Consider the following 16,739-nt stretch of genomic DNA (forward strand, 5'->3'; position numbering starts at 1 on the left):
ACGGCCCTGGACTCGCCGAAGGTCGATGTCGCCGTGCTGGTGCCGGCGTCGCCGACGGCCGAGCGCGACCTGCGGATCATGCGCCGGGCCGCCGAGGCATGGGAGGGCGGGATCGACTACCTCTCCGACGAGATGGGGCTCGACTGGCTGCGTGACGGCGTCGACTTCCACATCACGCCCGACGTCGTCGGACTGACCGAGGGTGACGAGGTCAGCACCTTCCCGCTCTACGACCCCGAGATCGTCATCGTGGCGACCAACCCGGTCGGCGGCATCGGCATCGGGGGTGGACCCGGTCTACCTCACCGACGAGCTGGGCATCTTCGACGAGAACGGCGTGCCCTGCCACAACATCGAGAACCCGTTCTCCATGGAGACTCGGGAGGGCATGCCCGGCTACGACGGCCACCACGGTGACGGCGGCGGCGTCTTCGTCGAGGACTGCGGCGGCGCCGGCGGCAACGTCTGCTTCTCCGTCAACGGTGCGATCGACCCGGTCCCGGGCACGACTGACACCTTCTCCCTCTTCGACCTCGTGCTGCACGAGACCGGGCACTGCCTGACGCTGGGCCACGTGGGCGACGGCGCCGAGGGCGCCCGGGGCAAGGTCCCGACCACCGACATCATGGCCTACAGCGCCGACCCGCCCGGCCTGAACAAGTGCGTCTCGACCCTCAACGTCGAGGTCTTCGCCACCCGGATGAGCCACTACCTCGACGTCGATGCCGACGGCGCGGTCACCGAGGCCGACCACCTGGACCCCAACGACGTGCCCGGCGACGGCAGCAACTCCTTCCGGGTCCAGCACCCCGACGACCACCAGCACGCCTCCTCCACCGGCGCGGTCGAGGACTGCCCCCAGCCCGACCTCGGGACGGTTCCCGGCACCCCGACCGACTGGACCCCTGAGCCGGTGGACACCACCGACCCGGTGCTGAGCATCAGCACCCCGGCCCACGGCGCCGAGACGACCGACGGTCACGTGCACGTCGCCGGCACGGTCGAGCGTCGCCCGAAGGACGCCGCGCCCACCTCGCCGACGGCCTCGCACGACGACCCCGACAGTGACTCGCTCACTCCGCTGACCGACATCACCAACGTCCGGGTCGAGGTGACCCCGCCTCGACGTCGTGACCACGATCAAGGTGAGCCGGCTGTGGCCCGACGACATGGTCAGCCTGCCGAAGTACGGCGTCAGCATCGGTGGCCGCGAGATCGAGTCCTTCGTCACCGAGCCCGACACCTCGGAGGTCGTCACCCGCGACCACTCCAGCGAGACCAACCTGCCGAGCGAGTGGTCCGAGTGGGACACCGTGGCCAACACGGTGACGTTCCGCATCCCGCGCAGCTACCTCGCGCAGCAGCGGGTCGAGGCGCCGTACGCCGTCTTCGCGCTGACGAGCTATCGCGCGCCGACGAAGCTGTGGACGGTCGTGGCCGACGACCGCGCCCCCCGACGCGGGGGTCATCGACGTCGCAGCCCCGGCGGGCGAGACGACCGCGGCGAGCACCTCGACGTCCGGCTCGTCGTCCTCGACCGGCGACTCGGCCGTGGGCAGCGTCCCGGAGCCCGTGCTGCTCGAGCGGCCCGGGGGCAACACCTTCACGGTCGCCGACACCACGCTCGGTGTCACCGGCGGAGCGGGTCACACGTTCAACCCGGCGATCGCCGAGGCCAGCACGGTTGAGCTGCTGCTCTCGTGGCCCGACAGCAGCGACCTCGACATGGTCGTGACCGGAGCGGCTTCCGGCTCCGCGGCCTCGACCGGCCAGCCGGAGCACCTCGTCCTGACCGACGTCCGGGGGACCCTCGACATCGCGATCGACCCCTACCTCGTCGTGGGCGTGCCCTCGACGACCTACACCCTGCAGGCGACCGTGGTCCCCAAGGGCACGGTGGGCGGAGACCTCACGGACACCGACGGTGACGGCGTCGTCGACGACGCCGATGCCTGCCCGGACGTGGCCGGTGTCGGCAGCACGGGTTGCCCGGTGCCGTCCGACGAGAAGGTCACCGTGCACGTCGACGGCACGCCCGTCGCGAGCGAGGACGTCGAGTCCAGCCATGGTGCCGACGCCTTCGCGATCGACGTGACGGTGCCGACCGGCACGCACGAGGTCCGCACGGTGTGGACCCGGGACGGCGAGGTCCTCGCGACCGACGTCCGCACCGTCGTGCACGCGGCCGCCGGCGTCGACCGGGACGGCGACGGTGTCGCCGACACCGGCGACAACTGCGTGCGCCAGTCAACGCCGACCGGGCCGACCCGGACCGCGACGGGCTGGGGGACGCCTGCGACTCCGACATCGACGGAGACGGGCACTCCAACTCGAAGGAGCGGGCACAGGGCACGGATCCCTACGACGCCGCCTCCTACCCCGGGCGCAGGAAAAGCGGTCTCATCTAGGCGCAGTCAGCCCCGCGTGCTCACGGAGGCCGGTGCCCCGTGAGCACGCGGACGGCGCGGTCGGTGACCCCGGACGTCCTCCGCACGGTGATCGTGTCCGCCCGGGACCAGACATCACAGGATGGGACGCCCGCCGGTCACCGCGACGCGCGCACCGGACACGTAGCTCGCCTCGTCGGACGCGAGCAGGACGTAGACCGGGGCGAGCTCGACCGGCTGTGCCGGTCGCCCCATCGGAGTGTTGGAGCCGAAGCTCTCCACGCGCTCGGTGTCCATCGTCGAGGGGATGAGCGGTGTCCACACCGGCCCGGGAGGAACGCTGTTGACGCGGATGCCCTGCTCTCCGAGGAGCTGGGCGAGGCTCGCGCAGAAGTTCGCGATGGCGGCCTTCGTGGCCGCGTACGGTGCCGGGGTCGGAACAACGCCGAGAGGTTCGTGGCGATCGTGTGGTCCCACTCCTCGTCCGGGATCTCCGCCAGCGAGTTGCGGGGCATCTGGTACGCCGCATTGCTGACCAGCACGTCGATCCGGCCGAGCTCCTCGACGGCTCGCGCGATCACGTCGCGGCAGTGCTGGGGATCCGACAGGTCCCCGGCGACCGGGACGGCCCGGCGACCCGCCTTCTCGACGTAGCCGGCGGTCTCGGACGCGTCGTCGTGCTCCTCGAGGTAGGAGATCAGCACGTCGGCGCCCTCGCGGGCGTAGGCGATCGCGACGGCTCGGCCGATCCCGCTGTCTACTGCCGGGGCATGAGCCACCACCGGGAAGAACCCATCCAGATCGAAGGCATTCCGGAAGAGGAAGGAGTCTCCGGCGAGGACGCGGAGGAACAGCTGGCCGAGTCACGCGAGGAGAAGCGGAACTACACCGAGACCCACCCCGACGAGGCCCGTCGGGAACGGGAGCGGCGGGGCGAGGAGGAACCACGCGGCTGACCCGCCCGGGCAGAATCTCCTGTGGCCGATGTCGAAAGGCGCGCCGGCCGTTCGACGTACGTGCGAGAAGCAATCACCGCCCTACCAACAGGAGTGATCACGATGCCGCGTTTCATGGGATTCGTCAGGATGGAAGAAGGCGTTGGCACGCCGCCGCAGGCGCTGTTCGACGCGATGGACGTCCACATCGGCGAGCGCGCCGCCAAGGGGGTCTTCCTCGACGGCGGCGGGCTCTACGGGACTGAGGATGCTGTCAACTTCGTCGTCCGCCGGGGGCGAGGTCAGCAGGGTCGACGGGCCGTACGCCGAGGCCAAGGAGGTCGTCGGCGGCTGGGCGATCATGCAGTACGACTCGCTGGAGGAGGCCGTCGCCGACCAGCAGGAGTTCGCCGAGCTGCACGCGAAGCACTGGCCCGAGATCACGGTGATCTCGACCCTGCGTCAGATCTCCGAGGGCCCGGAAGCGCCCGACGCCTGATCCGGGGTCACTACGCTGGACCGGTGCCGGCACAGACCAGTCCGGATGACCCCACCGAGGCCGTCCACGCCGCGTGGCGGGCCGATTCCGGCCCGCCTCGTCGGTGCTCTCACGCGGATCACCGGTGACGTGGAGCTCGCCGCGGACTCGGCCCCAGGGATGCGCTCGTCGCCGCACTGGAGCAGTGGCCGACCACCGGCATCCCCGAGAACCCGACTGCGTGGTTGATGACCACCGCCAAGCGGCGTGGCATCGACCACTTCCGGCGTGCCGACAATCTCCGCCGCAAGGTTGCGGAGCTCGAGCACGCCCGTGGGGGAGAGGAGGATGAGATGCCCGACGTCGACAGCCGGGTCGACCACATCGAGGACGACGTCCTGCGGCTCATCTTCTTGTCCTGCCACCCCATCCTGACGCCGGACTCCCGGGCCGCACTGACGCTTCGTCTGGTCGGTGGGCTGACCACGGCGGAGATCGCCCGTGGCTTCCTGACCACCGAGGCCACCATGGGCCAGCGCATCTCCCGTGCCAAGAAGAGCCTCTCCGCGGCCCGTGCTGAGTTCGAGCTGCCGACCGGGCCGGAGCGGACCAGTCGTCTCGACGACGTCATGGCCGTGATCTACCTGATCTTCAACGAGGGCTATGCGGCCACCGCCGGCGAGGACTGGATGCGCACCGAGCTCGTCGCTGAGGCGACCGGGCTCGCCCGGATGCTGTCCGCGCTCGCGCCCGACGAGCCCGAGGTGCTCGGGCTGCAGGCGCTGCTGGAGCTGCAGGGCTCGCGGCTGGCCGCCCGGCTGGACTCGCTGGGGGCTCCGGTGTTGCTGGAGGCGCAGGACCGGACGCAGTGGGACCGGCTGATGATCCGGCGCGGGCTGGCTGCCCTCCGGCAGGCCGAGCAGCTCGCCACCAGCGGGACACCGGTCGGGAAGTACTTCCTCCGGGCATCGATCGCCGCGCAGCACGCACGCGCGCATCGGGCCGAGGACACGGACTGGCGCCGGATCGCGGCCTTGTACGACGTCCCGGGCGGGCGCCGCGCCGGGCGCGGTCGTCGAGGTGAACCGCGCCGTCGCGCACGGTAGGGCGTTCGGTCCGGACGCCGGGCTCGCCGTGCTGGCGGCGCTGGACGCAGACGCGCTCGGCGACTCACCCATCGTTCCGAGTGTCCGCGGTGACCTGCTCGAGCTGGCGGGGCAGCATGCGGAGGCGAGCGAGGCGTTCACCGAGGCTGTCGCGCGCAGCAGGAACGAAGGTGAGCGGGCAGTCCTGTCCCGGCGTGCCGCGCACAACACCGCGCTGGCGTCGGAGCCCGGGTGACGCAGGCAGCCCGGCGACGTACTCTCGAAGAAGAGGTGTCGTCATGGATGTGGCGTTGTACGTCGTGGGATCGCTGGCCGCGCTGTGCGGACTGACCGGCATGCTCAGCGTGCGAGTGGTCCAGCAGATCGAGCGCGGCGTCGTGTTCCGGTTCGGCAGGGTGCAGCCGGGACTGCGGCGCCCGGGGCTGACCGCGATCGTGCCGATCGCCGACCACCTCAGACGGGTGAACGTCCGGGTGGTCACGATGCCGGTGCCCGCCCAGGACGGCATCACCCGTGACAACGTCACGGTGCGCGTGGATGCGGTCGTCTACTTCAAGGTGATCGACCCGGTGCGCGCCGTCGTGGAGGTCCAGGGACTACCTGTTCGCCATGGCGCAGGTGGCGCAGACCTCGCTGCGCTCGATCATCGGCAAGAGCGAGCTCGACGACCTGCTCGCCAAGCGCGAGCCGATCAACGAGGGACTCGAGCTGATGCTGGACACTCCGGCCGCGGCCCGGGGGATCGAGATCGACCGGGTCGAGATCAAGGACGTGGCGCTGCCGGACACGATGAAGCGCTCGATGTCTCGCCGGGCCGAGGCCGAGCGCGAACGGCGCTCGAGGATCATCACCGCGGACGGCGAGAGGCGGGCGTCCAAGGGGCTGGCCGAGGCCGCGACCACGATGGCGGACACCCCGGGAGCCCTGCAGCTGCGGCTGCTCCAGACGATGGTCGAGGTGGCGGCGGAGAAGAACTCCACCCTCGTGCTGCCCTATCCCGTGGAGATGCTGCGCTTCTTCGACGCGGTGTCGAAGGGAGTCGCGCCACAGGTGCCGACTCCCCGGGCCGAGGAGAACGTGGACGAACCGATCATCGAACGGTGAAGTCCGGGCTGCTCGACACCATGTGCACGACCTCGACCCGGTTGCCGAACGGGTCGTGGGTGTGGAACCGCTCGAACGACCCGGCGTTGTGGCGCTGTGACCAGTCCACCTCGTAACCGGTGGCTTCGAGATGCGCGCCCAGTCGTTCGAGCTCTGTCGCCGTACCGACCTCGAGAGCCGGGTGCGCCTTGCGTCCAGGCGCCGGTTCCTCGATACCGAGATGGATCTCGGCGCCTCCCTCGTGTCGGAACCGGGCGCCACCGCGCGCGGCGAGCTCTGCCGGCTTGGCGATCTCGGAGAAGCCGAGGCCGTCGACGTAGAAGTGTCGGCCTCGGTCCTCGTCACCGGGTGGACAGGACACCCGGACGTGGTGGATCCTCATGGCCCCGAGCCTAGGACCTTGGCGGGCCACGTCGGCGGCTCAGTGTCGGGTTTCCGTTGAACGGCCGGGACCCGCTTCCCGGCTGCATCGAGCAGCACCAGCCAGTCAGCTTCGTCAAGACTGCCGTCGCTGGGCGGTTCGTCGCCCTCTCGATAGTGCAGGCCGAGGAGCTGCCGGTAGAACTCAGCGAGCCTCCGGCAGTCCGCGGCGAACGTCGCGGTCGGGACGGACCGTTCGCTGGCAGCGAACGAGGCGGATTCCTGACCCCGAGGCCCTTCCATGGCTGCTCGAACGGGCGTACGATTGCTTCAGCAAACGGCCCAAAGCGGACCAGATCAGCGGGTGAGCAAACTGCGGCTCATCCCGTCAGGGAACTGCTGATCGAACCACCACCCGGACAAGGCGCCCCGGACTCCGAGTCACTCGACGTCGGGGTTGGTTCGAGCCGATCCGGGGGGTGCCGATGTCGATCGATGAGGATTGGCGTGCACCCGGTGCCGCGGTCCCGCCGTCACCGGTGCTGACCTCTGTGCTGGCGCGGTTGGAGGCGGCGTACGACGACGTGGGCTCGATCGCGGTCACGACCCTGACTGACGAGGACCTCACTCGGCTGGTCGATGCGGCCACCCGGCTCGTGGACCGCTCTACCGGTGTGGTGATGGCTGCGGTCGGGGAGGCGGATCGCCGCCGACTCGGCGACAGCATTGGTGCCCGGCACACGGGGCAGTGGTGGGCGCAGCGCTCGTTGCTGACCCGTCCGGAGGCGAACCGGTTGACCCATCTGGGTCGGCGGTTGTCCGAGGAGCTGTATTCACCGGTGCAGGCGGCGTTGGCCGCGGGTGGGGTGCATGTGGATCAGGCGTGGGTGATCGTGAAGGCCGTCGATGCGGTCCCGGCCGAGCACGGCGACGTGAAGCCCGCGGCGGTCGATCACCTGCTGATCCCGGCGAAGGACCACGACGCCAAGGCCCTCAAGGTCCCGGGGCGGCGGATCCCGGACACGGTGGCCCCGGAGGTGGGCGAGGCCGCCGCGGCGAAGGCCCTCGCTGATGAGGAGGCCGCCGCGGCCCGCAAGGTCACCCTCACGCTGCGCGACCATCCCAACGGCACCACCACCGGCAAGTTCACGCTGCCCACCGCCGGCGCCGGAGAGATGCTCCGCAAGCAGCTGATGGCGATTGCCGCCCCCCAGCACCAGAACGCCACCCGGGACCCGGACCCCAAGGCCGAACGGGATGCGCGGCCGCTGCACGAGCGCCTCGGGTGGGCCTTCATCGAGTGGATCGAGCGCTACGCCGCGGACCGTCTTCCCACCAGCGGTGGGGTGTCGGCGACCGTCGTGGTGACGATGGGCCCGGGCACGCTGATGGGTGGCCCGGCCGCCGCGTCGTTGGACACCGGTGGCCGGATCAGCGCCGGACAGGCCCGGCGGCTCGCGTGCGAGGCCGGGATCATCCCGGCCGTGCTCGGCGGGGCCTCGGAGGTCCTCGACCTCGGCCGCACCCGTCGGTTCCACTCCGGGGCGCAGCGGGTCGCGATCGCGCACCGCGACGGTGGTTGCACCGCCGAGGGGTGTGACCTGCCGCCCGCGGCGTGCCATGTCCACCACGACCTGCCGTGGTCCCGGGGCGGACCCACCGATACCACCACCGGGCGGTTGTTGTGTCACCGCCACCACCGGGTGATCCACGACGACCGCTACGAGACGACGCGCCCGGCCAACGGCAAGGTCAGCTTCCACCGGAGGACGTAGGCCGAGCCGTGGGTCGAGGGAAGAACCGACAGACTGTCGTCATGGAGTCCACGAGCGTGACGGCCGACGACGGTGTGCAGCTCCGTGTGTCGAGCTGCGGGTCAGGTCCCGGTGTGGTCGTGCTGTCCGGCGGTCCCGGGTGCGTGCACTACCTCGGGGACGAGTCGCTGGCACCGGTCGGCTTTCGCTCCCGGTTCCCGGATCCCCGAGGAGTGGGGCTGTCGGGTGGGGGTCCGCACGACATGGGGCAAGCGATCGAAGACTCCGGAATCCATCCGTCGGGCGATCGGCGTCGACGAGTGGATCGTGCTCGGACACTCCCGGGGCCCTGACCTCGCCGTTCGCTACGCATTCGATCATCCTGATCGGGTCAGGGGCGTCGTCGGAAGCCATCCCCGACGTGCCGCACGACTTCTGGCCACTGATCCCGGTCTCTGGCGGACGACCTGTACTGCGGCCTGCGTCGAGGTGCCCGGGCGATCGGACGTCAGCGCAGCTGCTTGGGACCCGACTTCCCGGTGATCGCCTCGGCGGTGCCGACGAGCAGCATCGCTGCGACGACGGCGACCACGAACCCGAGGATGTTGAGCTCACCCATGTCACCGGTGCCGAGCGCGCTCGCGATCAGGCCGCCGATCACGGAGCCCACCACGCCGAGGCCGAGGGTGGCGATGATGCTGAGGTTCTGCTTGCCGGGCTTGAGCAGGCGGGCGAGCGCCCCGATGACGAGGCCGGCGACGAGGAAACCGATGATTCCGAACACGGTGACTGCTCCTGCGGTGAGTGGGCGACCCCGGAGGGGTTGGCCGGGTACTTCCAACCCTAGCCGGATGGCCTGCACGCAGGGTTGGGGAGCGAGGGAGCAGCGATGGGCGGCACCGAAGACAGGACTGCTGCCCTCGCCGACGACCTCGACCGGCGGCTCGCCGACGCCGACGCCGACCTGCTCGCGCACTACCCGGGCGACCGCGGCGTCCGTCAACCCGTGCACACCGTCTACGTCCCGGGTGATCGGTTCGACGCTGACACGGTGACGAGGTGGGGTGCGGAGGCGACTGCGGCCCTGACAGAGATGGCCGGACTCGGGCTGGACTCGGACGAAGGCGTCCTCGACCGGGTCCGCGCCAAGCTCGAGCGTGAGCCGATCGAGGACCTGCGGATCGACTTCGAGGACGGGTACGGCGTGCGGCCCGACGACCGGGGAGGACGCCGACGTCGTCTCGGCGGCGCATGCTCTCGCGTCACAGGTGCTGGTGGGTGGCGGGTCGCCGTACAACGGGATCCGGATCAAGTCCTTCGAGGCCCCGACGCGGCGTCGCGGTCTGCGCACGCTCGACCTGTTCGTGGGTGAGCTGGGCGATGGGCTCACCGACGGCTTCCGCATCACGCTGCCCAAGGTGACCTCGGTCGATCAGGTCGCGGCGATGGTGACCGCGCTCGAGGTCGTCGAGTCGGCGCACGGGCTGAGAGCCGGATCGTTGCTCTTCGAGATCCGTGTCGAGACCCCGCAGGCGATCCTCGGTGCCGACGGATCCACGTCCATCGCGCGGATGATCCGGGCCGGCGACGGGCGGGTGACGGGCCTGCACTACAGGACCTACGACTACTCGGCATCCCCGGGCGTCGCCGCGGAGCAGCAGAGCATGGAGCACCCGGTCGCCGACCATGCCAAGGACGTCATGCAGGTGGCCGCCGCCGGCACCGGTGTCTTCGTCTCTGACGGCTCGAGCAACCGGCTCCCGGTCGGCGACAGCGACGCGAAGCGGGCGGCGTGGGCGCTCCACCTGCGGCTGGTGCGCAGGTCGCTCGAGCGCGGCATCCACCGGGGCTGGGACCTGCATCCGGCGCAGCTTCCGAGTCGGTTCGCGTCGACGTACGCCTTCTTCCGCGACGGTCTGCCGTCGGCGGCGACGCGCCTCCGGGCCTATGTGCACGGCGGTCAGTCGGGCTACCTCGACGAGCCGGCGACCGCGGCGGCACTGGCCGGTTTCCTCCTCCGCGGTCTGGAGTGCGGCGCCGTCGACGCGGGGAGATCGACAGCCTCATCGGCATCGATCGTGCCGAGCTCGCGCGACTCGCGCGGAGGCCGGCGCATGGCTGACCTCGACCTCGTGATCCGCGCCGAGCGTGTCATCAGCAGCACCGGCGAGGTCGGCCGCCAGATCGGGATCAAGGACGGCACGATCGTCGCGATCGAGCCACTCGGGTCCGACTCCGGCCGGTGGGGAACGCCTCGAGCTCGCGGACGATGAGGTGCTCATGCCGGGCTCGGGTCGACGCGCACGTGCACGTCAACGAGCCCGGTCGCACCGAGTGGGAGGGCTTCGCCTCGGCCACACGGGCCGCGGCCGCCGGCGGCGTGACGACCATCGTCGACATGCCGCTGAACAGCATCCCGCCCACCTGCGACGTGCCCGCGCTCGAGCTCAAGCGCAGCGTGGCGGAGCGCCGGGCGTTCGTCGACGTCGGCTTCTGGGGCGGCGCGATTCCCGGCAACGTCGCGGAGCTGAGGCCGCTGTACGACGCGGGCGTGCTCGGCTTCAAGTGCTTCCTGCTGCACTCGGGGGGTCGAGGAGTTCCCGCACCTGCACCCCGACGAGCTCGAGGCAGCGATGCGTGAGGTGCGGTCCTTTGACGGGCTGATGATCGTCCACGCCGAGGACACGCACGCGATCGACCACGCGCCATCGGCCCACGGCGAGACCTACGTCGACTTCCTGAGGAGCCGACCGCGCGGCGCCGAGAACCTCGCGGTCGCGCAGGTGATCGAGCTGGCCCGCTGGACCGGCTGCCGCGTGCACGTCCTCCACGTCTCGAGCTCCGACGTGCTGCCGATGCTCGCGTCGGCACGACGCGACGGCGTGCGCATCACCGCCGAGACCTGCCCGCACTACCTGACCTTCGAGGCCGAGGAGATTCCCGACGGCGCCACGCAGTTCAAGTGCTGCCCGCCGATCCGCGAGGCCGCCAACCGCGAGCTGCTGTGGGACGGCCTGCGCGACGGTGTGATCGACTCGGGTCGTGACCGACCACTCGCCGTCGACGATCGACCTCAAGTGCCTCGACACCGGCGACTTCGGCGTCGCCCGGGGGCGGCATCTCCTCGCTCCAGCTCGGCCTCTGCGCCGTGTGGACCGAGGCCCGCCGACGCGGCTTCACCCCCGGGGTCGACGTGGCCCGCTGGATGTGCGAGGCGCCCGCCAGCCACGCCGGGCTGCGGCGCAAGGGCCGGATCGAGGTCGGCTTCGACGCCGACTTCGCGGTCGTCGCCCCCGACGACGCGTTCGTCGTCGACGTCGCGCGCCTGCATCACAAGAACCCGATCTCGCCGTACGGCGGTCGCCCGCTCTCCGGAGCGGTGCGCAGCACTGCTCCGTGGCCGACGCATCGACACAGCTGAAGGCGCCGAGCCGTTCGGAAACCTGCTGACCCGAGGAGGAGCATGACCAGCTACTACGTGCCGAAGGGCGGCCTGCCCGCACAAACCGAGCTGACCACCGATCGGGCGACCTTGACCGAGGCCTATGCAGTCCTGCCGCGGGGGACGATGCGGGACATCGTCACCAGTCAGCTGCCGTTCTGGGAGGGCACCCGGCTCTGGGTGATCGCCCGCCCGCTGTCCGGCTTCGCGGAGACCTTCTCGCAGTACATCGTCGAGGTCTCGCCGGGCGGCGGCAGCGACAGGCCGGAGCTCGACCCGGGCGCCGAGGGCGTGCTCTTCGTTGTCGACGGCGCTCTGTCCCTGACGGTCGAGGGGGAGTCACATGCCCTCGTCGCTGGCGGCTAGGCGTTCCTCCCACCCAGCTGCACGTGGTCGTTGCACAACACGAGCGACGTCACCGCGAGCTTCCACTGGATCCGCAAGGCCTACGAATCGGTCGACGGGATCGAGGTGCCCGAGGCCTTCGTGACCCACGAGGGCGCCGTACAGGCTGGAGAGATGCCGGGCACCAACGGCGCCCGGACCACGCAGCGCTTCGTCGATCCGCTCGACGTGCGCCACGACATGCACGTCAACATCGTCAGCTTCGAGCCCGGCGGGGTGATCCCCTTCCCGGAGACGCACGTGATGGAGCACGGGCTCTACGTCCTCGAGGGGAAGGCGGTCTACCTCCTCAACAACGACTGGGTCGAGGTCCGGGAGGGCGACTTCATGTGGCTGCGGGCGTTCTGCCCGCAGGCTTGCTACGCCGGGGGCCCCGGGCGCTTCCGCTACCTGCTCTACAAGGACGTCAACCGGCACGCCAACCCTGGGCCGCCCGTTCGCGTAGCGCCGCGCTCCATGGCACCGATGCCGGGGCGGGGTGCCGGTGGGACGCCCGAACCGCCATGATGGCGCCGTGAGCAAGTTCCTCGACCACGACGCCGCCCCCGGTCGTGATGGCCGACAAGATGGCCGAGCTCAAGCCACGACTGCGGGGGTGGCTCCACGCAGGCTCGATCCCGTTCGTGCTCGCGGCCGGCATCGTGCTGATCGTGCTCTCCCCGACGACGGAGACGAAGGTGGGTTCCGCCGTCTTCATCGCGTCGGCCCTGCTGCTCTTCGGCACCTCGGCGATCTATCACCGCGGCACTGGCAGCCGGCGATCTGGGCGCTGCTGCGACGCCTTGACCACTCGAACATCTTCGTCCTGATCGCCGGCACCTACACGGCGTTCGCGATGCTGTTGCTGGAGGGCAGCTCGCGGGTCTGGCTGCTCGTGGGCATCTGGGGAGGAGCGCTGCTCGGCGTGCTCTTCCGGGTCTTCTGGACCGGCGCTCCGCGCTGGCTCTACACGCCGATCTACATCGGCCTCGGCTGGTTCGCGGTCTTCTTCATCCCCGACTTCATCGAGGGCGCCGAGCGGATGAGCACGGCGATGGCGATCGCGACCCCGGTCCCGGTCGCGGCCGGTGGGGTGCTCTACACACTCGGCGCGGTGATCTACGGCCTCAAGCGGCCCAACCCCAAGCCCGAGTGGTTCGGCTTCCACGAGGTGTTCCACACCTTCACGATCCCGGCGTTCGTCGCGCACTACGTGGCGGTGTCGCTGGCGACGTACGCGCTGCGCTGACGCTTTCGGCCAGCCCCCTGCGCTACCGTGAGGCGTGTTCCACGTGATGTTCCTCGAGCCCCGGATCCCGCCCAACACCGGCAACGCGATCCGGATGGTGTCCGGCACCGGAGCCACCCTGCACCTCGTTGAGCCCCTCGGTTTCGACTGGCGGAGCCCAAGCTGAAGCGCGCGGGACTGGACTACCACGACCTCGCTTCCGTGGTGGTTCACTCCGACCTCGAGGCCGCCCCGGCGAGCGATGCGCTGGTGTCCTCCGGGGTCTTCGCGTTCACGGCCGGGGCGACGAGGTGGTACACGGACGTCGAGTTCCGACCCGGCGACGTGCTGCTCTTCGGACCGGAACCGACGGGACTCTCCGACGAGGTGCTGGGCCATGCCCGGGTCACGGAGCGGGTCCGGATCCCCATGCTGGCAGGGCGCAGGTCGCTGAACCTGTCGAACTCGGCGGCTGTCGTGACCTACGAGGCCCGGCGCCAGCAGGGATTCGCTGGGGCGGAGTGAGTGCACCGGCGCTCGTGCCACGGCAGGATGGGCGACATGACGACCACGACGCCGGTGAACCCTCTCGACGAGGTCTTCATCAACCTCGCAACCCGCGCACTGATGTCGGTGCACTTCGAGGTGCGCGTGGCAGGGCGCTTCGACGTCGACCGGTTGACCGAGGCGTTCCGAGCGGCACTCGGCAAGCACCCGATGGCCCGGGCCCGTTTGGCGCCCAGCTCGTTGGTGGCCCGGCAGCTCCAGTGGGAGGTCCCTGACGAGGTGGACCACCCGGCGTTGTCGGTCTCGGAGGAACCGATCGATGTCGTGCGGTCCCGGCTCCTCTCACGTCAGCCGGACCTGGACGTCAGCCCGACCTTCCTTGCGGTCGTCGTGCGCGACCCGGAGGGAGACCACCTCCTGCTCAACCTGCACCACGCGATCTTCGACGGGATGAGCACGGTGCGGCTCTTCACGAGCATCGCCCGTGCGTACGCCGGTGAGCCCGATGAGACCGGCGGACCAGACCTCGCGGTGGCGCGGGACCTGAGGACCCTCCTCGGATCGCGCAGCCTCAAGGAGCTCGCTCCCCGCGCCGCCAAGGTCGGGAAGGACATTCTCGACCGGGCCGGGCTGACCCGGATCGCCGAGGACGGGGGCGTGCCCGACAGCACCACGTCCGCAGTCACGACCTTGCGCTTGAGCCCCGAGGAGACCGCGACGGCGCTGGCCGTGCGTCCACTGGTGCGACCGTGAACGACCTCGTCCCGGCCGCCCACGCACTGTCGATCCTGCGCTGGAATCGCGCGCACGGCGCGAAGCTCGGTGACCGGGTGTCGATCATGATGCCGGTCAACCTGCGTCCCGCCGAATGGTCCACCGAGGTGGTCAGCAACTTCGCCAGCTATCTCGCCATCATGATCCCGTCGAAGGTTCCGGACGACCTGACGGCCGCGACGGCGGTGGTGCTGGAGCACACGGGTCCGGTGAAGGAGAACGGCGCAGCCGGCTGGGTGGTCGACCTCCCGGCGCCCAGCAACGTCATCCCCGCGGCCGCCCGCAAGGCATTCACCGGGCTGCTGCCCCCGGTGCAGAAGCAGTTCATCGAGACCACCGTGCTCTCCAATGTCGGCCGTCTCTCCCTGCCCGGCTTCGGGGACGCGGGCGAGGTCACCGAGGTCTGGTTCAGCCCGCCGGGCATGGCGGTGTCGGGACTGATGCCCATCGGGGTGGGTGTCGTCGGTGTGGGCAAGGAGCTGTTCATCGCGTTCCGCACCGATCGTCGGGTGCTGAGCGATCAGGCTGCCGCCGAGTTCGTCGAGCTCTTCCGCCAGACCCTGACGGGTGCGCCACCCGCCGGCTGATCCCGTGTTGCCTGATCCCACGTCACGACTCCGCTTCCGTGAGACGACGTACAAGACATCGCGACGTTGGACATCGCCTCGCGCGGGCCGCAGGGCTGGATCGCCCTGGAACCGGAGCAACTACGCCGAGCACGGGTTCGGGTTGTGGGTGATGGAGACCCTCGCCGGGGAGTTCGTCGGTGACTGCGGCCTGACGATGCAGGAGGTGGGCGGCAGTTGGCTGGTCGAGGCAGGTTGGCACGTGCGCTCCGACCTGCGTCGACAGGGATACGACGACGGAGGCTGCGATTGCCGTCCGGGAGGCCGCTCGCGTCGCCGGGATCGGTCACCTGATCGCGATCATTCGTCCGGACAATGTTGCCTCGCAACGCGTGGCGGTGAAGGTCGGGCTCGTCCTCGAGCGTGAGATCGAGAAGGTCGGTGGTCCGGCCCCGGTCTTCGGCGCCGATCTTCAGACGTGACGCGCGGGTCTCGCTGCCCGACTCCTAGGCTGAGACATCATGCGTCTTCTCATCACCTTCGTAGGCGGCCTCGGCCACTTGGCGCCACTCCTCCCACTGGCACGCGACGACGCGAGGCCGGACATGTAGTGGCGATCGCCGGGTCAGGCGGTTTGGTCGCGCGGATCGAGGGAGCCGGGTTCGCAGCCTTTGCGACCAGCCCAAGGCCGCACCACGACCAAACCCCCGCGAGGCAGGATGCGCAAACCGCTCGAGGTGATGAATGCTCGCGCGACCGAGATCGAGTTCGCCGACAACTTCGCCGACCGAGGCGCACGTCGGATGGCACTGGCCATGCCGGCCGTCATCCGCGCATTCAGGCCCGATCTCATTCTCCGCGATGAGACCGATCTGGGTACGACGATCGCCGCGGAACTACTGGACGTACCCGTCGCAAGCCACCTCGTGCTGGCCGCTGGCCTGTTGATCCGGCCCGAGCTTGTCGCGCCACGCCTCGACTCCGTACGCGCCGAGTACGGGCTGCCGCCCGATCCAGAACTGACACGACTGACCACAGGGCTGGTGTTGACCGACGCAGCGCCCTCGTTCCGGAGTCCGAGGTCGACGTTGTCACTGCAGTCGACGCCCTACAGACCGTCGGTGATCTCCAGACCGGCCTCACGCCCCGGCCGACCGGGCGTCTACGTCACACTCGGCACGATCTTCAACAACGCATCCGGCGATCTCTTCGAGCGCATCCCGGGCTGGGCTCGCTGACCTCGACGTGGACGTCGTGGCGACCGTCGGACAAGGGACTGACCCGGCCGACCTCGGACCCCAGCCGACCAACGTGCGAGTGGAACGATTCCTGCCACAGGGCGATGTCCTCTCAGCCGTCGACCTCGTCGTCTCGCACGGTGGCTCGGGAAGCCTGATGGCCACGCTCGCACACGGACTCCCGTCCCTGCTCCTGCCGCTGGGCGCGGATCAACCGCACAACGCTATGCGCGCCGGTGAGCTGGGCACCGGCGACAACCCTCGACGCCACCACCGTGACGCCCGACGAGATCGGAGCTCGCTCCCGCGAGGTGCTCGCTGACGACGCCATGCGCGCTGCGTGCGTCGACTTCGCCGACGCGTGCAAGGCACTACCGGGTCCGTACGCCGCAGTCGCGGCGCTGGAAGCAGCCGCTTGTTGACTCATGCCAACGCGACGCGCCTGCGTCGAACTCCGGCCGCTGGGGGAAGCATGC

The 16,739-nt window shown here is 70.1% G+C and carries 23 protein-coding genes and 5 pseudogenes; 25 read left to right on the plus strand and 3 right to left on the minus strand.

The genetic code is table 11. The annotated features are described in order from the left end of the window. Nucleotides 1–33 precede the first annotated feature (33 nt). The 4 genes and pseudogenes from LP418_RS22710 (at nucleotide 34) to LP418_RS34275 (ending at nucleotide 2,408) form a co-directional block, all read left to right on the plus strand. Complete coding sequence (locus tag LP418_RS22710) at nucleotides 34–417, plus strand: hypothetical protein (protein ID WP_257953784.1); 384 nt, start codon at nucleotides 34–36, stop codon at nucleotides 415–417. Then, complete coding sequence (locus LP418_RS22715) at nucleotides 371–1,735, plus strand: hypothetical protein (protein WP_257953785.1); 1,365 nt, start codon at nucleotides 371–373, stop codon at nucleotides 1,733–1,735. The genes LP418_RS22710 and LP418_RS22715 overlap by 47 nt, the downstream gene beginning before the upstream one ends. Next, nucleotides 1,726–2,253: pseudogene (locus LP418_RS22720) on the plus strand (thrombospondin type 3 repeat-containing protein); the annotation flags it as partial. The gene LP418_RS22715 and the pseudogene LP418_RS22720, both read left to right, overlap by 10 nt. Nucleotides 2,254–2,282: 29 nt before the next feature. Further along, complete coding sequence (locus LP418_RS34275; RefSeq protein WP_442940306.1) at nucleotides 2,283–2,408, plus strand: thrombospondin type 3 repeat-containing protein; 126 nt, start codon at nucleotides 2,283–2,285, stop codon at nucleotides 2,406–2,408. Nucleotides 2,409–2,522: 114 nt separating this feature from the next. Here the strand turns inward: LP418_RS34275 and LP418_RS34280 are convergent. Further along, nucleotides 2,523–3,169 (minus strand): annotated as a pseudogene (locus tag LP418_RS34280) (SDR family oxidoreductase). Between LP418_RS34280 and LP418_RS34285 the strand changes: the two are divergent. The 5 genes and pseudogenes from LP418_RS34285 (at nucleotide 3,158) to LP418_RS22750 (ending at nucleotide 6,010) form a co-directional block, all read left to right on the plus strand. Continuing rightward, entirely contained in the window at nucleotides 3,158–3,343 is a 186-nt protein-coding gene (locus tag LP418_RS34285) for a hypothetical protein (protein ID WP_442939981.1), read from the plus strand. The pseudogene LP418_RS34280 and the gene LP418_RS34285 overlap by 12 nt on opposite strands. Before the next feature lie 247 nt (nucleotides 3,344–3,590). Continuing rightward, complete coding sequence (locus LP418_RS22735; RefSeq protein ID WP_257953788.1) at nucleotides 3,591–3,821, plus strand: YciI family protein; 231 nt, start codon at nucleotides 3,591–3,593, stop codon at nucleotides 3,819–3,821. Nucleotides 3,822–4,048: 227 nt separating this feature from the next. Then, nucleotides 4,049–4,906 (plus strand): RNA polymerase sigma factor, encoded by an 858-nt coding sequence (locus LP418_RS22740; protein ID WP_336275789.1) that lies wholly within the window; start codon nucleotides 4,049–4,051, stop codon nucleotides 4,904–4,906. 335 nt (nucleotides 4,907–5,241) lie between these two features. Then, a pseudogene (locus LP418_RS22745) lies at nucleotides 5,242–5,436 on the plus strand (SPFH domain-containing protein); the annotation flags it as partial. A gap of 79 nt (nucleotides 5,437–5,515) precedes the next feature. Then, nucleotides 5,516–6,010, plus strand: coding sequence for an SPFH domain-containing protein (locus LP418_RS22750; protein ID WP_257953789.1), 495 nt, complete (start codon nucleotides 5,516–5,518; stop codon nucleotides 6,008–6,010). On the opposite strand, the gene LP418_RS22755 is transcribed toward LP418_RS22750, so the two are convergent. Then, nucleotides 5,997–6,392 (minus strand): VOC family protein, encoded by a 396-nt coding sequence (locus tag LP418_RS22755; RefSeq protein WP_257953790.1) that lies wholly within the window; start codon nucleotides 6,390–6,392, stop codon nucleotides 5,997–5,999. The genes LP418_RS22750 and LP418_RS22755 overlap by 14 nt on opposite strands. 463 nt (nucleotides 6,393–6,855) lie before the next feature. On the opposite strand from LP418_RS22755, the gene LP418_RS22760 reads away from it, so the two are divergent. The 3 genes from LP418_RS22760 to LP418_RS34290 are packed head-to-tail and all read left to right on the plus strand — an operon-like array spanning nucleotide 6,856 to nucleotide 8,667. Further along, a complete protein-coding gene (locus LP418_RS22760) occupies nucleotides 6,856–8,145 on the plus strand; it encodes an HNH endonuclease signature motif containing protein (RefSeq protein WP_257953791.1) in 1,290 nt (429 codons plus the stop codon). Nucleotides 8,146–8,186: 41 nt separating this feature from the next. Further along, entirely contained in the window at nucleotides 8,187–8,477 is a 291-nt protein-coding gene (locus LP418_RS22765) for a hypothetical protein (RefSeq protein ID WP_257953792.1), read from the plus strand. Continuing rightward, complete coding sequence (locus LP418_RS34290; RefSeq protein WP_442939982.1) at nucleotides 8,452–8,667, plus strand: hypothetical protein; 216 nt, start codon at nucleotides 8,452–8,454, stop codon at nucleotides 8,665–8,667. The genes LP418_RS22765 and LP418_RS34290 overlap by 26 nt, the downstream gene beginning before the upstream one ends. Here the strand turns inward: LP418_RS34290 and LP418_RS22770 are convergent. Then, entirely contained in the window at nucleotides 8,633–8,908 is a 276-nt protein-coding gene (locus LP418_RS22770; RefSeq protein ID WP_257953793.1) for a GlsB/YeaQ/YmgE family stress response membrane protein, read from the minus strand. The genes LP418_RS34290 and LP418_RS22770 overlap by 35 nt on opposite strands. A gap of 105 nt (nucleotides 8,909–9,013) precedes the next feature. Between LP418_RS22770 and LP418_RS22775 the strand changes: the two genes are divergently transcribed. The 13 genes and pseudogenes from LP418_RS22775 to LP418_RS22835 all read left to right on the plus strand — a co-directional run bounded on the left by LP418_RS22775 (nucleotide 9,014) and on the right by LP418_RS22835 (nucleotide 16,585). Next, the gene (locus LP418_RS22775) at nucleotides 9,014–9,496 is read left to right on the plus strand and encodes a DUF6986 family protein (RefSeq protein WP_257953794.1); all 483 of its coding nucleotides are present in this window, start codon (nucleotides 9,014–9,016) and stop codon (nucleotides 9,494–9,496) included. Continuing rightward, on the plus strand, nucleotides 9,393–10,397 hold the full coding sequence (locus tag LP418_RS22780; protein WP_257953795.1) for a DUF6986 family protein: 1,005 nt from the start codon (nucleotides 9,393–9,395) through the stop codon (nucleotides 10,395–10,397). Before LP418_RS22775 ends, LP418_RS22780 begins: the two co-directional genes overlap by 104 nt. Before the next feature lie 32 nt (nucleotides 10,398–10,429). Beyond that, the gene (locus LP418_RS22785; RefSeq protein WP_257953796.1) at nucleotides 10,430–10,765 is read left to right on the plus strand and encodes a hypothetical protein; all 336 of its coding nucleotides are present in this window, start codon (nucleotides 10,430–10,432) and stop codon (nucleotides 10,763–10,765) included. Further along, nucleotides 10,758–11,591: a hypothetical protein gene (locus LP418_RS34295; RefSeq protein ID WP_442939983.1), complete on the plus strand. Its 834-nt coding sequence runs from the start codon at nucleotides 10,758–10,760 to the stop codon at nucleotides 11,589–11,591. Before LP418_RS22785 ends, LP418_RS34295 begins: the two co-directional genes overlap by 8 nt. Then, nucleotides 11,588–11,932, plus strand: a complete 345-nt coding sequence (locus tag LP418_RS22795) for a cupin domain-containing protein (RefSeq protein ID WP_257953797.1) — start codon at nucleotides 11,588–11,590, stop codon at nucleotides 11,930–11,932. Before LP418_RS34295 ends, LP418_RS22795 begins: the two co-directional genes overlap by 4 nt. A gap of 12 nt (nucleotides 11,933–11,944) precedes the next feature. After that, nucleotides 11,945–12,478, plus strand: a pseudogene (locus LP418_RS22800) (cupin domain-containing protein); the annotation flags it as partial. Between the two features lie 7 nt (nucleotides 12,479–12,485). Next, entirely contained in the window at nucleotides 12,486–13,199 is a 714-nt protein-coding gene (gene trhA / locus LP418_RS34300; protein ID WP_442939984.1) for a PAQR family membrane homeostasis protein, read from the plus strand. A gap of 201 nt (nucleotides 13,200–13,400) precedes the next feature. Beyond that, nucleotides 13,401–13,703, plus strand: a complete 303-nt coding sequence (locus tag LP418_RS22815; protein WP_257953798.1) for a tRNA (cytidine(34)-2'-O)-methyltransferase — start codon at nucleotides 13,401–13,403, stop codon at nucleotides 13,701–13,703. A 36-nt stretch (nucleotides 13,704–13,739) separates the two neighbouring features. Continuing rightward, complete coding sequence (locus tag LP418_RS22820) at nucleotides 13,740–14,438, plus strand: condensation domain-containing protein (RefSeq protein WP_257953799.1); 699 nt, start codon at nucleotides 13,740–13,742, stop codon at nucleotides 14,436–14,438. After that, nucleotides 14,435–15,046 (plus strand): hypothetical protein, encoded by a 612-nt coding sequence (locus LP418_RS22825; RefSeq protein WP_257953800.1) that lies wholly within the window; start codon nucleotides 14,435–14,437, stop codon nucleotides 15,044–15,046. The genes LP418_RS22820 and LP418_RS22825 overlap by 4 nt, the downstream gene beginning before the upstream one ends. A 272-nt stretch (nucleotides 15,047–15,318) precedes the next feature. Further along, a pseudogene (locus tag LP418_RS34305) lies at nucleotides 15,319–15,507 on the plus strand (GNAT family N-acetyltransferase); the annotation flags it as partial. A gap of 237 nt (nucleotides 15,508–15,744) precedes the next feature. After that, a complete protein-coding gene (locus tag LP418_RS22830) occupies nucleotides 15,745–16,263 on the plus strand; it encodes a hypothetical protein (protein WP_257953801.1) in 519 nt (172 codons plus the stop codon). A gap of 16 nt (nucleotides 16,264–16,279) precedes the next feature. Next, on the plus strand, nucleotides 16,280–16,585 hold the full coding sequence (locus LP418_RS22835; protein ID WP_257953802.1) for a nucleotide disphospho-sugar-binding domain-containing protein: 306 nt from the start codon (nucleotides 16,280–16,282) through the stop codon (nucleotides 16,583–16,585). The last annotated feature ends 154 nt before the right edge of the window (nucleotides 16,586–16,739 follow it).

Origin of the sequence: Nocardioides sp. B-3 (assembly GCF_024703895.1) — a bacterium.
In the GTDB taxonomy this organism is placed as follows: Bacteria; Actinomycetota; Actinomycetes; order Propionibacteriales; family Nocardioidaceae; genus Nocardioides.